Source organism: Phyllobacterium sp. RCAM01083 (genome assembly GCF_055685835.1).
On record NZ_JBVFZN010000005.1, the window covers coordinates 2,872,057 to 2,887,094 of the forward strand.

Sequence of the window (15,038 nt, forward strand, 5' to 3'; positions counted from 1 at the left end):
GGGTGCCGGGCATGCAAACGGAAAGACCGATGAAATTGTCTCACGACATTTTCTTCACAAGCACGGCGATGTCTCCTAAAACAGGCGAATCGGTCGTGAAAAGGGAATGCACGCGGTGAAAAAGACGATCAGAACAATGGAAGACTTTTCCGCGTTTGTCGGCCTGTCGCGGCCCACCGTGTCGAAATACTTCAACGACCCCAGCTCCGTGCGCAAGAAGACCCGCGACATCATCGAGGCCGCGGTCAAGCAGTCCGGCTTCCGCCCGAATATTTTCGCGGTCAATCTCAATCGCCGCCGCACCAATATTCTCGGCATCATCATCCCGAATTCAACCGATCCGTTCTACACGGCCCTGACCCGCCGGATCGAAGGCATCGCCGAACAGGCGGGTTATCTCGCCTTCGTTCTCAGCTCCGACGGCAAGCCGGAACTGGAAGAGCGCGCCATCGAAACCTTCAAGTCGATGAATGTCGCCGGGTCGATCATCGCGCCGCTCGGCGTACAGTCGCACCAGGAAAAACTGCTGAAACTGGGCGAGTCCATTCCCATGATCTATGTGGACTCACCCCTGGATACGGTTTCGCCCTTCGTCGGCACCAACAACCGGCAGAGTTTCCAGCTTATTGTCGATTATCTCACCCGTTCCGGCGATGCGCCCTGCTATTTCGGCATGCCGCCGGTCAACAGCAACGCATTTGAACGGCGCGAGGCCTATTGCGAAGCGATGGACAGCCTGAAGCTTGAGCCGCGCGTCATCGAAGTGGAACAGGCCGCCGACTGGGATTTCGAGAAATCCGCGTTCGATGCCACGACCCAGATCCTGCGCGATGGCGGCTTTCCCACCAGAACCGTGCTCTGCGCCAATGACCGTGTGGCTTTCGGCGTGATTGCCGCCGCCTTCCAGGCCGGCGTGAAGGTCGGGCGCGGCGAGGACTGCGACCTACGCGTTGCCGGCCATGACGATCAGCCCCTGTCACGCTACATGTGCCCGCCCCTGACGACGGTCGCCCAGAACTACAACGAGATCGGCAGGCTGGCGGCGGCCCTGCTGTTCCACAAGCTCGGCGAGCACCAGGACTCGAAATTCGAATTGCCTGCCAATGAACGGATATTGCTGAACGCCGAGATCATGCTGCGCATGTCAGCCTGAGGCAAAACTTGTCGCGCGTAAAGATTTATTTGTTGACACGGAAATAATAGAGCTTATCTGTTTGTGCCGAGCGTATTGACGATTCAAGCGCGAGACAACAGGCAGACAGCGACATGACGGTTGACGTGACCCCCTCCTCCCTGGCCCCGGAGAGCCTTGGCCCGACCATCACCGTTGGCGAAATCCTCGTCGAGATCATGGCCACCACGATCGGCAAGGGATTTCTCGATGCCCAGCCGCTGGTCGGACCTTTTCCAAGTGGTGCGCCGGCTATCTTTGTCGACCAGGTGGCCAAACTCGGCGGACAGGCCGGTATCATTGCCACGGTCGGCAATGACGATTTCGGGCGCCTTAACGTCGAACGGCTGCGCCGGGACGGTGCCGACGTCTCGGCCATCGCCGTCAGCCCTGACTATCCCACGGGCAGCGCCTTTGTCCGCTATGCCGGTGATGGCACGCGCGATTTCGTCTACAACATCGCCCGCAGCGCCGCAGGCAACATCGACCTGAACGACAGCGCCAGGGCCCTGATTGCGCGCGCCGGTCATTTGCATGTCATGGGATCCGCCCTGTCGATCCCGGCGGTTTGGCCGATCATCGACTATGCCCTCCGGGAGATCAAGCAGCGCGGCGGCACGCTCTCGCTCGATCCCAACATGCGCAAGGAACTGGCCGCCGGTGACGAGACCGGACACCAGTTCAAGGCTCTCGTGGCGGCGAGCGACCTGCTCCTGCCATCGGGCGACGAGCTTTTCGTGGCCTGCCCGGCCGCCACCGAAGACGAAGCGATCAAAGAGCTCCTCGCCTCCGGCATTGCGGAAATCGTGGTGAAGCGCGGCCAGCATGGCTCGGCGCTGTACACCAAGGCGGGCAGTGTCAGCCGCCCGGCATTCCTCGTTGATGAAATCGACCCGACCGGTGCCGGCGACTGCTTCGGCGCCACCTATCTCACCTGCCGCCGTCTCGGTCATGCAGCGGCGCAGGCGCTCGATTATGCCAATGCCGCCGGCGCCCGCAACGTGACCCGCCGCGGCCCCATGGAAGGCACATCGACCTTCCCGGAACTCGACCAGTTCATCGCTGCGACACCAAGGAAGTAAGATGTTCAAGTCCCTCGCCCAGTTGGCCACGGCGCACCGCAATGGTGACAATGCCGGTATCACATCCGTCTGCTCCGCCCATCCCCTTGTCATCAGGGCGGCCCTGCGGCGCGGCAAAAAGCACGGACAGATCGTCCTCATCGAGGCAACGTGCAACCAGGTCAACCAATATGGCGGCTATACCGGCATGACGCCGGTCGACTTCGTCGTCTTCGTCGAAGCGATTGCCCGCGAAGAAGGCTTTGACCGCAACAATCTCATTTTCGGCGGCGATCATCTCGGCCCCAATCCATGGCGCAAGCTGCCTGCGGAAGAGGCCATGGCGAACGCGGAAGCCATGGTCATCGACTATATCCAGGCCGGCTTCACCAAGATCCATCTGGACGCCAGCATGGGCTGCGCCGGGGAGCCGCCTGCCCTCGATGACGAGGTGACGGCCCAGCGCGCCGCGCGGCTCGCCAAGGCCGCCGAGCAGGCGGCAGCGGCAAGCGGCTTTGCTCTGCCCAATTACATCATCGGCACGGAAGTACCGGTTCCGGGCGGCGCGGACCATGAACTCACCGAGGTCACGCCCACCAGCCCGGATGCGGCACGCCACACCATTACAGTGCACCGCGCACGCTTTGCCAGCGAAGGACTTCAGGCTGCCTTCGACCGTGTCATCGGTATTGTCGTGCAGCCCGGCGTCGAGTTCGGCAATGAGAATGTCGTCGAATACGGGCCGGATCAGGCCGTGGCGCTGACGAAACTGCTGGCGCATGAACCGCAATTCGTGTTCGAAGCCCATTCCACCGACTACCAGACCGTGCAGTCGCTTTCGGCGCTCGTGCGCGACGGGTTTCCGATTCTCAAAGTCGGCCCCGGCCTGACCTTTGCACTGCGCGAAGCACTCTACGGGCTCGATCTGATCGCGTCGGAACTGGACACATCCTATGGCGAACGCCCGCTCGCTCGCGCGATGGAACGCCTCATGCTGGAAAAGCCGGGGCATTGGGCGTCGCATTACCACGGAGCGGACGATGCCCTGCATGTTCAGCGCCACTACAGCTACAGCGACCGCATCCGCTATTACTGGACCGAGCCGGAAGCCATGCAGGCCGTCAATGCGCTCATGGCGGCTCTGGCCGGGCGTGACATTCCCGAAACCCTGCTGCGGCAGTTTTTGCCCGATCTTGCCGTTCATCCTGCGGACCACAGCAATCCGGAAGCCATCCTGATCGCCGCCGTCGACCGGGTGCTTGCGGATTATTCCGCTGCCTGCGGCTGGTAACGGGCGCCCGGCACAATCTCGTCCGGCCAAGCGCGGCAACGCGCCGCGAGACCTGCTGTCGATCCACCCTTTGCCTTCGCGGCAAAAGGCTTTAAACAGCAGGGGAATATTGGACGATTTCCATAGGAGTGCCAGATGACAATCACGAAGCCAAAACTTGTCACGATTTTCGGGGGTTCGGGTTTTGTCGGTCGTCACGTCGTGCGGGCCCTGACCAAGCGCGGCTATCGTGTTCGCGTCGCCGTGCGCCGGCCCGACCTTGCTTTCCATCTGCAACCCCTCGGCGGCGTCGGCCAGATCCAGGCCGTTCAGGCCAATCTGCGTTACCGCTGGTCGATCGACCGTGCCGTTGCCGGGTCCGATCACGTCATCAATCTCGTCGGGATTGCCTATGAAAGCGGTGCCCAGCGCTTCAGCACCGTGCATGAATTCGGCGCCCGCGCCGTGGCCGAGGCTGCGCGCGCTGCCGGCGTTCCGCTGACCCACATGTCCGCGCTCGGTGCCGATGCGCACTCGTCCTCGCTTTATGCCAGCACCAAGGGCCGCGCCGAAGCGGCCGTGCGCGAGACATTGCCCGATGCGGTGATCATCCGCCCGTCCATCGTGTTCGGACCGGAAGATGATTTCTTCAACCGCTTTGCCGGCATGGCCCGCATCTCGCCCTTCCTGCCGCTGATCGGTGGCGGCAAGACCCGGTTCCAGCCGGTTTATGTCGGCGATCTCGCAGAGGTGTTTGCCCGCTCCGTCGATGGCGCGCTCAATGCCGGACAGGTCTATGAACTCGGCGGTGCCGAAGTGCTGACATTCCGCCAGTGCCTGCGGGAAACCCTGCGTATCATCGGACGCAAGCGCATCCTGCTCTCCATTCCATGGTGGGTTGCCAAGCTTCAGGGCTCTGTTCTCGGCCTTCTGCCGAAACCGCTTCTGACCAAGGATCAGGTACTGCTGCTGCAGAAGGACTCCGTTGTGTCCGAAGCGGCAAAGAGGGAAAATCGCACGCTGGAAGGCCTCGGCATCCAGCCGCAGACAATCGAGACGATCCTGCCGTCCTATCTCTGGCGCTTCCGTGCGCAGGGGCAGTATTCGAGCCAGAAACCCGCCTGATTCCGGCGGTACAGTTCCAAACAAAAACCCCGGCTTCGACCGGGGTTTTTTGTCTTCCTACTTCGCCAGGATAAGCGCGATCAGGCCGACCGTACCGACGATCACCCGCCAGTAGGCAAACAATGCAAAACCGTGCCGCGAGACATAGTCCAGAAGATACCGCACGACGAAGACGCCCGATATGAAGGCTGCGACAAAGCCGATGGCGATCAACGATGCATCGTTGAGCGTCAGCACATCGCGGTTCTTGAAGAGATCATAGGCAAAGGCGCCCGCCATGGTCGGCATCGCCAGAAAGAACGAGAACTCGGCCGCCGAGCGCTTGTCTGCGCCGAGCAGGAGCGCACCGACGATGGTCGAGCCGGAACGCGATGTTCCGGGGATCATGGCGAGACACTGGATGAAACCGATCTTCAGGCACAGCGACAACGGATAGTCCATCACATTGGTGTAGCGCGGCTTCAGGTCCAGCCGGTCCACCCAGAGCAGAATGATTCCGCCGACAATCAGCATGATGCAGATCAGCATCGGCGATTCAAACAGCACCGCCTTGATGAACCCATGCGCCAGCACGCCGATGACGACGGCCGGCAGGAACGCGACGAGAATGCCGGCGACGAAACGCCGGGTGCCCGCATCGCCGGGAAGGTCCCGGGCAATTTTCAGCAGGCGGCCGAAATAGACAGTGAGAATGGCCAGGATCGCGCCAAGCTGGATCAGAACCTCGAATGTCTTGCCGTTTGATTCAAAGCCGAGGAAGCGTCCGGCCAGCAGCAGATGCCCTGTGGAGGAGACCGGTATAAACTCTGTTAACCCTTCCAGCAATCCGAGAAAAAGGGCTTCGACAATTGTCTGCGATTCCATGATTATGACTTCCGATGGTGATCCCGGTCAGGATGATCACATGCTGTTTGCTTGTCTCACGCCGCAGTTGCGCCTATAGGTTCGCATAGACTCAAGGGCGGCCGAGCAATACGCTGCCCCCCGATAAAATGCCAGTTCGAAAGATTTATGAAACACCTGCCATGTTGACGCTTTTCCATCATCCGATGTCCACCGGTTCGCGCTATGCCCGGCTTATCCTCAACGAATACGATATTGAAGTTGAGCTGATCGAGGAAAACAGCTGGTCGAGACGCAAGGAGTTTCTGGCGCTCAACCCTGCCGGGACGCTGCCTGTGCTGCTGGCGGAAGGCGATGTTCCCGTTGCCGGCGCCACGGTGATTTCCGAATATATCGATGAGACGCGCGGCGCGCTGAAGCGCAGCCGCCGCCTGTTTCCCGAGGATTCGCTCAACCGCGCCGAAGTGCGCCGTCTCGTCGACTGGTTTCTGATCAAGTTCGAAAACGAAGTGACGCGGCACATGGCGCGCGAGCGCATTTTCAAGCTGCACATGACCGCCGAACAGGGCGGCGGCGCACCGGATTCCACCGCCATCCGGGCCGCCCGCGCCAATATCACCCAGCACATGAAATATATCGACTGGCTGACCGCGACGCGCAACTGGCTGGCTGGCCCAACCCCGAGCTATGCCGACATGGCCGCGGCCGCGTCGATTTCCATTCTCGACTATCTCGGCGAAATCAAGTGGTCGGAATACAAGGCCGCCCGGGACTGGTACACGCGCATGAAATCGCGCCCGTCCTTCCGCCCGTTGCTGTCCGACCGCGTGCGCGGCCTGCCGCCATCATCGCATTACGGCGATCTGGATTTCTGATGCTGCCCGCGGATGCAAAAGCCGCGACACGTTCAGGGCCAAAGGCGCAGCCGCAGCGGCTGAAGCAATTCATCATTGAGGAGGCGCGGGCCGCAGGCTTCGACCTTGTCGCGATTACACGGCCGGATGCCATTCCGCTCGCCGAAGAGCGCTTGCGCCACTATCTGGAAAAAGGCCGCCACGCCAGCATGGCCTGGATGGCGGAAACCGCCGAGCGCCGCGCCGACCCCCGGACGCTGTGGCCCGATGTGCGCTCGATCATCGTGCTGGCGATGAACTACGGCCCGGACAGCAATCCCCTGGACATCCTCGCCCGGAAGGACAAGGCGGCCATCTCCGTCTATGCGCAGAACCGTGACTATCACGATATCATCAAGGGCAAGCTGAAGGGCGTCGCCAGCCGGTTTGCTTCGCGGGCCGCCGGCGAAAACGTCAAGGTGTTCGTCGACACGGCACCGGTGATGGAAAAGCCGCTTGCCGAGGCGGCCGGTCTGGGCTGGCAGGGCAAACACACCAATCTCGTCAGCCGCAGCCATGGTTCCTGGCTGTTCCTGGGCACGATCTTCACCACCGCGGAACTCGAGCCGGACGGACGCGAAACCGATCATTGCGGCACCTGTCATGCCTGTCTCGACATCTGCCCGACCAATGCCTTTCCGGCGCCGTATCAGCTCGACGCCCGGCGCTGCATTTCGTATCTGACCATCGAGCACAAGGAGCCCATTGCACCGGAATTCCGCAAGGCCATGGGCAACCGCATCTATGGCTGCGACGATTGCCTCGCGGTCTGCCCGTGGAACAAATTTGCCGGGATGGCGCGGGAAGCCAGGCTGCAGGCGCGCGACGATCTGAAAGCCCCGGACCTGGCAACCTTCCTCGCGCTTGATGACGCCGCGTTCCGCACGCTCTTCTCCGGCTCGCCGGTCAAGCGCATCGGCCGGGACCGCTTCCTGCGCAACGTGCTCATCGCCAGCGGCAATTCCGGACAACCCGATCTGGTTGCGCTGGTCGAGCGGCATCTCGACGATCCCGCGCCCATCGTGCGCGGTGCCGCCGTCTGGGCGCTCGGAGAGCTTGTCGATACGGCGCATTTTGCTACGCTGCAAATACGCTATGCTGTGCAGGAAGGCGATGCCAGCGTACTAACCGAATGGCGCAATGCAGGAAAGAAACAATGATGCGGATTTTTCTCTTCGGGGCCGGTTATTCCGCCCGGGCTTTTGCCCGGATCATGGCCGGCACAACGGATTTCATCGGCGGGACGACACGCGACAACGACAAATTCGCAGCACTCAAACAGGATGGCATCACGCCATTCCTGTTTCAGGGCACCCATGCATCGCAGGAAATCGTCGGCGCCCTGGAACAGGTGACCCACATTGTCATTTCGACGTCGCCGGGGCAGACCGGCGATCCCGTTCATGCGCAGTTCGGCGAGACGATCCGCTCCGGCATGCCGAAACTCCAATGGATCGGCTATCTCTCCACCGTCGGCGTCTATGGCGATTATGGCGGTGCCTGGGTCGATGAAACCACGCCGTGCCATCCGGTGTCGGCGCGCTCCGTCGAACGGGTCGATGCCGAAAATGACTGGCAGAAACTGGCCGATGAACACAAGGTGCCGCTGGCGATCCTGCGGCTCGGCGGCATTTACGGGCCGGGACGCAATGCGTTCGTCAATCTTGCCAATGGCACGGCGCGCCGCCTCAACAAGACGGGACAGGTGTTCAACCGCATTCATGTGGACGATATCGCCAGGGCCCTGCGCTTTCTCGCCGAGCGCAACGAGGGCGGCGTGTTCAACATCACCGACGACGAACCCGCACCGCCACAGGATGTGGTCGCCTATGCCGCCGAGCTGATGGGCATCGAACCGCCGGCCGAAACCCATTTCGAGACCGCGGAACTGACCCCCATGGCGCGCTCCTTCTACGGTGAGAACAAGCGCGTCTCCAATGCACGCATCAAGAAACTGGGTTTCGCCTTCCGCTATCCCGACTATGGAACGGCTTTTTCGATGATGTGGCGCGACGGAAGCTGGCGCTAAAACCGCGTCACAACACTGATGCCGGTTCCCTCGAACCGGTCCATCGCCATCAGGGCCGCCGGCGCTTCATCGAGGGCGATCCGCTTGCCGATCAGCTTTTGCGGGGCAAGTTTTCCCTGCTCCAGCATGTCCATCAGTGCCTTGTAGCGAAAGGCCTGCATGCCATGGCTGCCAAGGATTTCCAGCTCATAGGCGATGACCTTGTCCATCGGGATCGGCGCGCGGGCGTGATCGCCCAGCATCAGGCCGACCTGCACGTGGCGGCCGCGGCGGCGCAGATTGGCGATGGAATTGAAACAGGTCGAGGGATGGCCAAGCGCATCGATGGAGACGTGGGCTCCACCCTTGGTGATCTCCTTGACGGCCCCGACGATATCCCGCTGCTGCGACCCGTTCACCGTGGCGACGGCGCCCAGTTCCCGGGCGAAGGCAAGCTTTTCCGCGGTCAGGTCGACCGCGATCACATTGGCGCCCATGGCCGTCGCGATCATGATCGCCGACAGGCCGACACCGCCGCAACCGTGGATAGCCACCCATTCGCCGGGCTTCACCCTAGCCTGATCGACCACCGCCCGGAATGAGGTCACGAACCGGCAGCCGAGGCTCGCCGCCGTGGCGAAATCCAGCGTATCGGGCAGACCGACCAGATTGGTATCGGCAAAATCCACCGCGACATATTCGGCAAAGGAACCCCAGGCGGTGAAGCCTGGCTGGAACTGATGTTCGCACACCTGATGATTGCCGGAGTTGCACTCGAAACAATGGCCGCATCCGCCGACAAACGGTACGGTGACCCGGTCGCCGATCTTCCACTGGGTGACATGGCTGCCGAGAGCCTGAACCGTTCCGGCAAGTTCATGGCCGGGCACGTGCGGCAACTGGATATCGGGATCGTGACCCATCCAGCCATGCCAGTCGCTGCGGCACAATCCCGTTGCTTCGACCTTGACGACAACGCCCGTCGAGGCCGGGACCGGATCGGCCACCGTACGGATTGACGGGGCTTGGCCAAATTGCTCGAAGACGACTGCTTTCATGACATGGCTTCCATTCGAATCAGGTCGAGGCACACACCTCGTTGCCATATTGCGACTTTCGCGCGAATCTGGCCATCATAAAGCCCGGATTCCCGCCGCAAATTTGCGGGAATTGCCTCTCGTTTGGTGGACAGTGGTCATGAAATCAAGAACCCTGATGCGTCTTGCACTAACGGCGCTCCTGTCTTTTTCCGCAGCGACGACCGCTTTTGCCGAGGACGGTCCGGCCAAACAGCTCTTCGGCGCGGTCAGGCTGCCGACGCTCGGCACCGCGCAATCGACGGGATTTTATGCCAAGGGCTGCCTTGCAGGCGGCGTGGCGCTGCCGGTCAACGGCCCGACCTGGCAGGTCATGCGCCTGTCGCGCAACCGCAATTGGGGGCATCCCCGCATGATCGCCCTGCTGGAGCGGCTGTCGCATGACGCCGCCGCCAAGGACGGCTGGCCGGGTCTGCTGGTCGGCGACATCTCGCAGCCGCGCGGCGGCCCGATGCTGACAGGCCACGCCTCGCATCAGGTCGGTCTCGATGCGGATATCTGGCTCACACCCATGCCCAATTACCGCTTCACCAACGACCAGCGCGAAAAGGTGGAAGCGAGGTCCATGCTGAAGGGCGACACGCTCTATGTCGACCCGGACAGATGGACGCCCGCCCATGCGGCGCTTTTGAAACGGGCCGCGAGCTATGACGAGGTGGAACGCATCTTCGTTCATCCGGGCATCAAGAAAAAACTCTGCGAGACCGTGCAGGGCGATCGCAGCTGGATGGCCAAGATCCGCCCCTATTGGGGACACTTCTATCACTTCCATGTCCGCATCAAATGTCAGCCCGGCTCGCCCAACTGCAAGCCGCAGGAGCCGATCGGCACATCCGACGGTTGTGACAAATCGCTGGCCTGGTGGTTCACCGACGAACCATGGCGCAAGGCCCCCGAACCGGAGAAGCCGGTCAAGCCCAAGATCATGATGTTGTCGGACTTGCCGAAGGCCTGCGCGCAGATCCTGGATGCGCCGGGACCGCAATCGGTGGATCAGGTCACCTATGGGCTCGGGGCAAAGGCCGCAGCGGGCAGCGATGTCCCGGCGGTCGTGCCGGACCAGCCATCGGCCGTGCCCCTGCCCAAGCAGCGGATCAAGACGAAATAGATATCCGAACCGCCGCCGCCCGGCATGTAGGCCGGGCGGCGATAGTGGCAAGGCAGCACCGGTTCAGGTCTTTTTTGTCTGCGGTCTTTTCAGGCGGGCACGAATTGAGTATAGGGTTTCAATCGATTTAAGACTAAGACCAGAGCAGTTCTTGATGCAGCAGCCTTTTCGCCTCGCACTGATCGCCCATGACCAGAAAAAGGATGACATGGTGGCGTTCGCGCGCGCCTATGAGAGCCTGCTCGCGCCCTGCACCATCGTCGCCACCGGAACCACCGGCGGACTGATCATGGAGGCCTGCCCGTCGCTGCAGATCACGCGGGTCAAAAGCGGCCCGCTCGGCGGTGACCAGCAGATCGGTGCGCTCATTGCCGAAGGCCTGATCGATGGTCTGATTTTCTTTGTCGACCCGCTGTCGCCCATGCCGCACGACGTGGACGTGAAGGCGCTGATGCGGCTCGGCATCGTCTATGACATTCCTATGGCCTTGAACCGGGCAACCGCCGAGGTTCTTGTACAAAAGAAGGGTTTGCTGCGCGCCGATTGACGGTTAAGCATGACGCAGCACGATTGAGATTGGGGACGGAATTTATGGTTACTTCTGCAGACACCGATTGCATCATGAAATTTCCAATCCTGGTTGGAGATATCGGTGGCACCAATGCGCGTTTCGCCATTCTTGTCGATGCCTATGCGGAACCGAAAGAGTTCCCCATCATCCAGACGGCTGATTTCGAGACCATCGACGAGGCCATTCAGAACGCCATCCTCGACCATACATCGATCCAGCCGCGCTCCGCGGTCCTGGCCATTGCCGGGCCGGTGGAGGGCGACGAGATCGACCTGACCAACTGTGCCTGGGTGGTCAAGCCGCGCCAGATGATGGAAACGCTAGGCCTTTCCGACATCACCGTGCTCAACGATTTCGAGGCGCAGGCGCTGGCCGTCGTCTCGCTGGAACCCAAGCATCTGGAAAAACTCGGCGGCGGCGCCGGAGACCCGCATGGCAGCCGTGCTGTCCTCGGACCCGGCACCGGCCTTGGCGTTGCCGGCATGGTGCGCTCGCGCAACAGCTGGGTTCCCGTACCGGGTGAAGGCGGCCATGTGGACATCGGCCCGCGCACGGCGCGCGATCTCGAGCTCTTCCCGCACATCGAACACATCGAGGGGCGCATTTCCGGCGAACAGCTGTTGTGCGGCCGCGGCCTGCAGAACATTTACCGCGCGATCTGCAAGGTTGCCGGAACGCCGGCCACGCTGCAGAGCCCTGCCGACATCACCGCGGCCGGCCTTTCCGGCGAATCCGCCGAGGCAAAGGAAACCCTGTCGCTGTTCGTCACCTATCTCGGCCGTCTTGCCGGTGACTTTGCGCTGACCTTCATGGCGCGCGGCGGTGTCTATCTCGCGGGCGGCATCGTCCAGAAAATCGTGGAGCCGCTGAAACACCCGTCTTTCCGTGAAGCCTTCGAAGACAAGGCACCGCATCGTCAGATCCTGACCGAGACGCCGGTCTATATCATCACGCATCCGCTTGCGGCACTCAGCGGGCTGTCCGCCTTCTCGCGCACGCCGACCCGCTTCGGCGTGGCAACCGAGGGCCGCCGCTGGCGCAAGGATTAGACTTTCGCGGAGACAGAAGGGCAACACCTGCCCTGTCCGTTCACGACGATGGCCAAAACCGATAGGCAAGGCGGATCAATAAGGTTATAGGGTCAGCTTGAAGAAGGGCGCGACCACTCGAAACCGTTGCCTGAACGCTTGATACGAACGAGTTGCCGTCCGTCATGAATGATCAGACCAAGAAGAAGAAAATCGATCCGAACGAAGCGCGCCGTGTCATCGGGCGTGTTTTGAGCGAAAATCTTCGGGACCACAGATCATCCTATGCCATCGCCCTTGCCGCGATGCTGGCCGTTGCACTCACCACGGCGTTCGTGGCCTATATCTTCAAGGACGTGATCAACAAGATCTACTACGAGCGGCGCGAGGATCTGATCCTCCCGATCAGCTTCGGCATTCTGGCCGCCTTCGTCATCCGCGGTGTGGCGACCTACACCCAGTCGGTCGTCATGGCGAAGATCGGCAACAATATCATCGCGCGCTACCAGCATCGCATTTTCGATCACCTGATGAAGCTCGGCCTCGATTTCTATCACGATACGCGGTCGGCCCAGCTTGCCGCGCGGATCAACCAGAACGTCGCCGGGGTTCGCGAGCTCATGGACATCACCGTGACGACGGTCGGCAAGGACATTCCAACGCTGATTGCCCTGGTGAGCACCATGGTCATCCTCGATCCGCTCCTGTCGCTGTTTGCGCTGCTGATCGGACCGCCGGTGATTTTGACCGTGCGCTATCTGGCCAAGCGGCTGCGCAGCATCCATCGTGAATCGGTGCAGGTGAATTCGCATCTCCTCGGCGCCATGCAGGAGGCGACACAGGGCATCGCCATCGTGAAGGCATTCACGATGGAAGACCAGTTGCGCAACAAGATCAGTCACCTGATCACCCGTGCCGAAGAGCGGGCGAACAAGATTGCGCGCGTTTCCGAGCGCACGACGCCGATTACCGAGCTGATTGCCGGCATCGCCATCGGATCGATGATCATCTACACCGGCTACCGCGCCGTCATCAACATGGAGCCGCCCGGCGCCATGTTCGGTTTCATGACCGCCGTGCTATTGGCCTACGACCCCGTTCGGCGCCTGGCGCGGGTCCAGGTAGGCCTGGAGCGATCCCTGGTCAACGCGCGCATGTTCTTCGAGATTCTCGATGTGGAGCCGCGTCAGGCGGACAGCATCGGCGCCGTCCCCATTACCGTCCCGACAGGCGAAGTCCAGTTCGACAATGTGCGCTTCAGCTACGGCAACGACGTGCCCGTGCTGCATGGCATCAGCTTTACCGCCGAAGCCGGCAAGACCACGGCCATCATCGGCGCTTCCGGGGCGGGCAAATCGACACTGATCGGCCTCATCCAGCGCTTCTACGATATCGACAGCGGCCGCATTCTCATCGATGGGCAGGACATTGCCTATGTCAGCAAGAAATCCCTGCGCCAGTCGATCGCCTATGTCTCGCAGCAGCCCTATCTGTTCGAGGGCACCATTGCCGACAACATCCGCTATGGGCGTCCCGATGCCACCGACGAAGAGGTGATCGAGGCGGCAAAGCTGGCCAATGCCGACGAATTCATCCGCCTGCAGCCGCAGAGCTACGGCACCGAGGTCGGCGAGAACGGCGCGACCCTTTCCGGCGGCCAGCGCCAGCGCCTGTCCATTGCCCGCGCCCTTGTCCGCAATGCGTCCATTCTCCTGCTCGACGAGGCCACCTCGGCCCTCGACAATGAATCGGAAAAGCGCGTGCAGCAGGCGCTGGAACACGTGATGCAGGGCCGCACGACCATCGTCATCGCCCATCGCCTGTCGACCATCGTCAATGCCGACCATATCGTCGTCATGGAAGCGGGCCGCATCGTCGAGGAAGGCGTGCACGAAACCCTGCTCGGGGTACCGAACGGCATCTATGCACGTTTCTATCAGTTGCAGGGCAAGGAAGAGTCGACCATCATCGACGACAATGACATGCAGCCAGCACCAGTGACAGGAACAGCCGAATGAGCGGGACATCGGAAATGAAGCTTGCAGTTGTCGGCGCCGGCGGCCGCATGGGCCAGACGCTGATCCGCGCGATCCAGGCCATCGACGGGGCCGTGCTTGCCGGCGCGATCGAGCGCCCAGGTTCACCGCATATCGGCCTCGATGCGGGCGAACTCGCCGGGGTCGGCCATCTCGGCATCCCCGTCACCGACGACGCCCTGTCGGTCTTTGTCGGGGTTGAAGGCGTGCTTGATTTCACCGCTCCGGCCGCAACGGTCGCCTTTGCCGAACTCGCCGCCCAGGCGCGCATCGTCCACGTGATCGGCACAACCGGCTGTTCGCCGGAGGACGATACCAAGATCCGTGCGGCGGCGCGGCATGCGGCCGTGATCAAATCGGGCAATATGAGCCTCGGCGTCAATCTCCTCGGCGTGCTGGTCAAGCAGGCCGCCAGGGCGCTGGGCGCGGATGATTTCGACATCGAAATTCTGGAAATGCACCACAAGCACAAGGTCGATGCCCCGTCCGGTACGGCATTGCTTTTGGGCGAAGCGGCCGTCGCAGGCCGCAATGTTTCGCTGGCCGATCACAGCGTGCGCGTGCGGGACGGGCATACCGGACCGCGCGAAGACGGCACGATCGGCTTTGCCTCGCTGCGCGGCGGTTCCGTCGTTGGCGATCATTCGGTCATCCTTGCCGGACCGGGCGAGCGCATCACCCTGTCCCACCACGCGGAAGACCGCACGATTTTTGCCCGCGGCGCCGTCAAGGCGGCGCTTTGGGGCAAGGGCCGCAAGCCGGGCCTCTATTCCATGCTCGACGTGCTTGGCCTCAACACCTGACTTTTCCCGTTCAACAGGAGTATT

14 protein-coding genes are annotated in these 15,038 nt (G+C 61.8%); 12 read left to right on the top strand and 2 right to left on the bottom strand.

Annotated elements, in window-relative coordinates:
* The first annotated feature begins 106 nt into the window (after positions 1 to 106).
* From ACZ25R_RS20910 to ACZ25R_RS20925, 4 genes are all read left to right on the top strand, one after another.
* Complete coding sequence (locus ACZ25R_RS20910) at positions 107 to 1,153, top strand: LacI family DNA-binding transcriptional regulator (protein ID WP_472462087.1); 1,047 nt, start codon at positions 107 to 109, stop codon at positions 1,151 to 1,153.
* A gap of 113 nt (positions 1,154 to 1,266) precedes the next feature.
* A complete protein-coding gene (locus ACZ25R_RS20915) occupies positions 1,267 to 2,253 on the top strand; it encodes a tagatose kinase (RefSeq protein ID WP_472462088.1) in 987 nt (328 codons plus the stop codon).
* Position 2,254: 1 nt separating this feature from the next.
* The gene (locus ACZ25R_RS20920; protein ID WP_472462089.1) at positions 2,255 to 3,523 is read left to right on the top strand and encodes a D-tagatose-bisphosphate aldolase, class II, non-catalytic subunit; all 1,269 of its coding nucleotides are present in this window, start codon (positions 2,255 to 2,257) and stop codon (positions 3,521 to 3,523) included.
* A 135-nt stretch (positions 3,524 to 3,658) separates the two neighbouring features.
* Positions 3,659 to 4,627: a complex I NDUFA9 subunit family protein gene (locus tag ACZ25R_RS20925; RefSeq protein ID WP_472462090.1), complete on the top strand. Its 969-nt coding sequence runs from the start codon at positions 3,659 to 3,661 to the stop codon at positions 4,625 to 4,627.
* A 57-nt stretch (positions 4,628 to 4,684) separates the two neighbouring features.
* Here ACZ25R_RS20925 and ACZ25R_RS20930 read toward each other — a convergent pair whose 3' ends face one another.
* Positions 4,685 to 5,491 carry an undecaprenyl-diphosphate phosphatase gene (locus tag ACZ25R_RS20930; protein ID WP_223614023.1) on the bottom strand — a complete coding sequence of 269 codons (807 nt, stop codon included), beginning with the start codon at positions 5,489 to 5,491 and terminating at the stop codon, positions 4,685 to 4,687.
* Between the two features lie 161 nt (positions 5,492 to 5,652).
* On the opposite strand from ACZ25R_RS20930, the gene ACZ25R_RS20935 reads away from it, so the two are divergent.
* Genes ACZ25R_RS20935 through ACZ25R_RS20945 form a run of 3 tightly spaced genes read left to right on the top strand, consistent with a single transcriptional unit; the run spans position 5,653 to position 8,392 of the window.
* Positions 5,653 to 6,345, top strand: a complete 693-nt coding sequence (locus tag ACZ25R_RS20935; protein WP_223614022.1) for a glutathione S-transferase family protein — start codon at positions 5,653 to 5,655, stop codon at positions 6,343 to 6,345.
* A complete protein-coding gene (gene queG, locus ACZ25R_RS20940; protein ID WP_472462091.1) occupies positions 6,345 to 7,523 on the top strand; it encodes a tRNA epoxyqueuosine(34) reductase QueG in 1,179 nt (392 codons plus the stop codon). The genes ACZ25R_RS20935 and queG overlap by 1 nt, the downstream gene beginning before the upstream one ends.
* Entirely contained in the window at positions 7,523 to 8,392 is an 870-nt protein-coding gene (locus tag ACZ25R_RS20945; protein WP_464663151.1) for an SDR family oxidoreductase, read from the top strand. The genes queG and ACZ25R_RS20945 overlap by 1 nt, the downstream gene beginning before the upstream one ends.
* Here ACZ25R_RS20945 and ACZ25R_RS20950 read toward each other — a convergent pair.
* A complete protein-coding gene (locus tag ACZ25R_RS20950) occupies positions 8,389 to 9,429 on the bottom strand; it encodes a zinc-dependent alcohol dehydrogenase family protein (protein WP_472462092.1) in 1,041 nt (346 codons plus the stop codon). The two genes, ACZ25R_RS20945 and ACZ25R_RS20950, sit on opposite strands and share 4 nt — an antisense overlap.
* Before the next feature lie 157 nt (positions 9,430 to 9,586).
* Here ACZ25R_RS20950 and mepA point away from each other — a divergent pair, with 157 nt between their 5' ends.
* The 5 genes from mepA (at position 9,587) to dapB (ending at position 15,014) form a co-directional block, all read left to right on the top strand.
* Positions 9,587 to 10,576, top strand: a complete 990-nt coding sequence (gene mepA / locus ACZ25R_RS20955) for a penicillin-insensitive murein endopeptidase (protein ID WP_472462533.1) — start codon at positions 9,587 to 9,589, stop codon at positions 10,574 to 10,576.
* A 154-nt stretch (positions 10,577 to 10,730) separates the two neighbouring features.
* Positions 10,731 to 11,123 carry a methylglyoxal synthase gene (locus ACZ25R_RS20960; protein ID WP_223614019.1) on the top strand — a complete coding sequence of 131 codons (393 nt, stop codon included), beginning with the start codon at positions 10,731 to 10,733 and terminating at the stop codon, positions 11,121 to 11,123.
* A gap of 44 nt (positions 11,124 to 11,167) precedes the next feature.
* Positions 11,168 to 12,196 (top strand): glucokinase, encoded by a 1,029-nt coding sequence (locus tag ACZ25R_RS20965; RefSeq protein WP_105734066.1) that lies wholly within the window; start codon positions 11,168 to 11,170, stop codon positions 12,194 to 12,196.
* Positions 12,197 to 12,360: 164 nt separating this feature from the next.
* A complete protein-coding gene (locus ACZ25R_RS20970; protein WP_464662054.1) occupies positions 12,361 to 14,193 on the top strand; it encodes an ABC transporter ATP-binding protein in 1,833 nt (610 codons plus the stop codon).
* The gene (gene dapB, locus ACZ25R_RS20975) at positions 14,190 to 15,014 is read left to right on the top strand and encodes a 4-hydroxy-tetrahydrodipicolinate reductase (protein ID WP_472462093.1); all 825 of its coding nucleotides are present in this window, start codon (positions 14,190 to 14,192) and stop codon (positions 15,012 to 15,014) included. Before ACZ25R_RS20970 ends, dapB begins: the two co-directional genes overlap by 4 nt.
* The last annotated feature ends 24 nt before the right edge of the window (positions 15,015 to 15,038 follow it).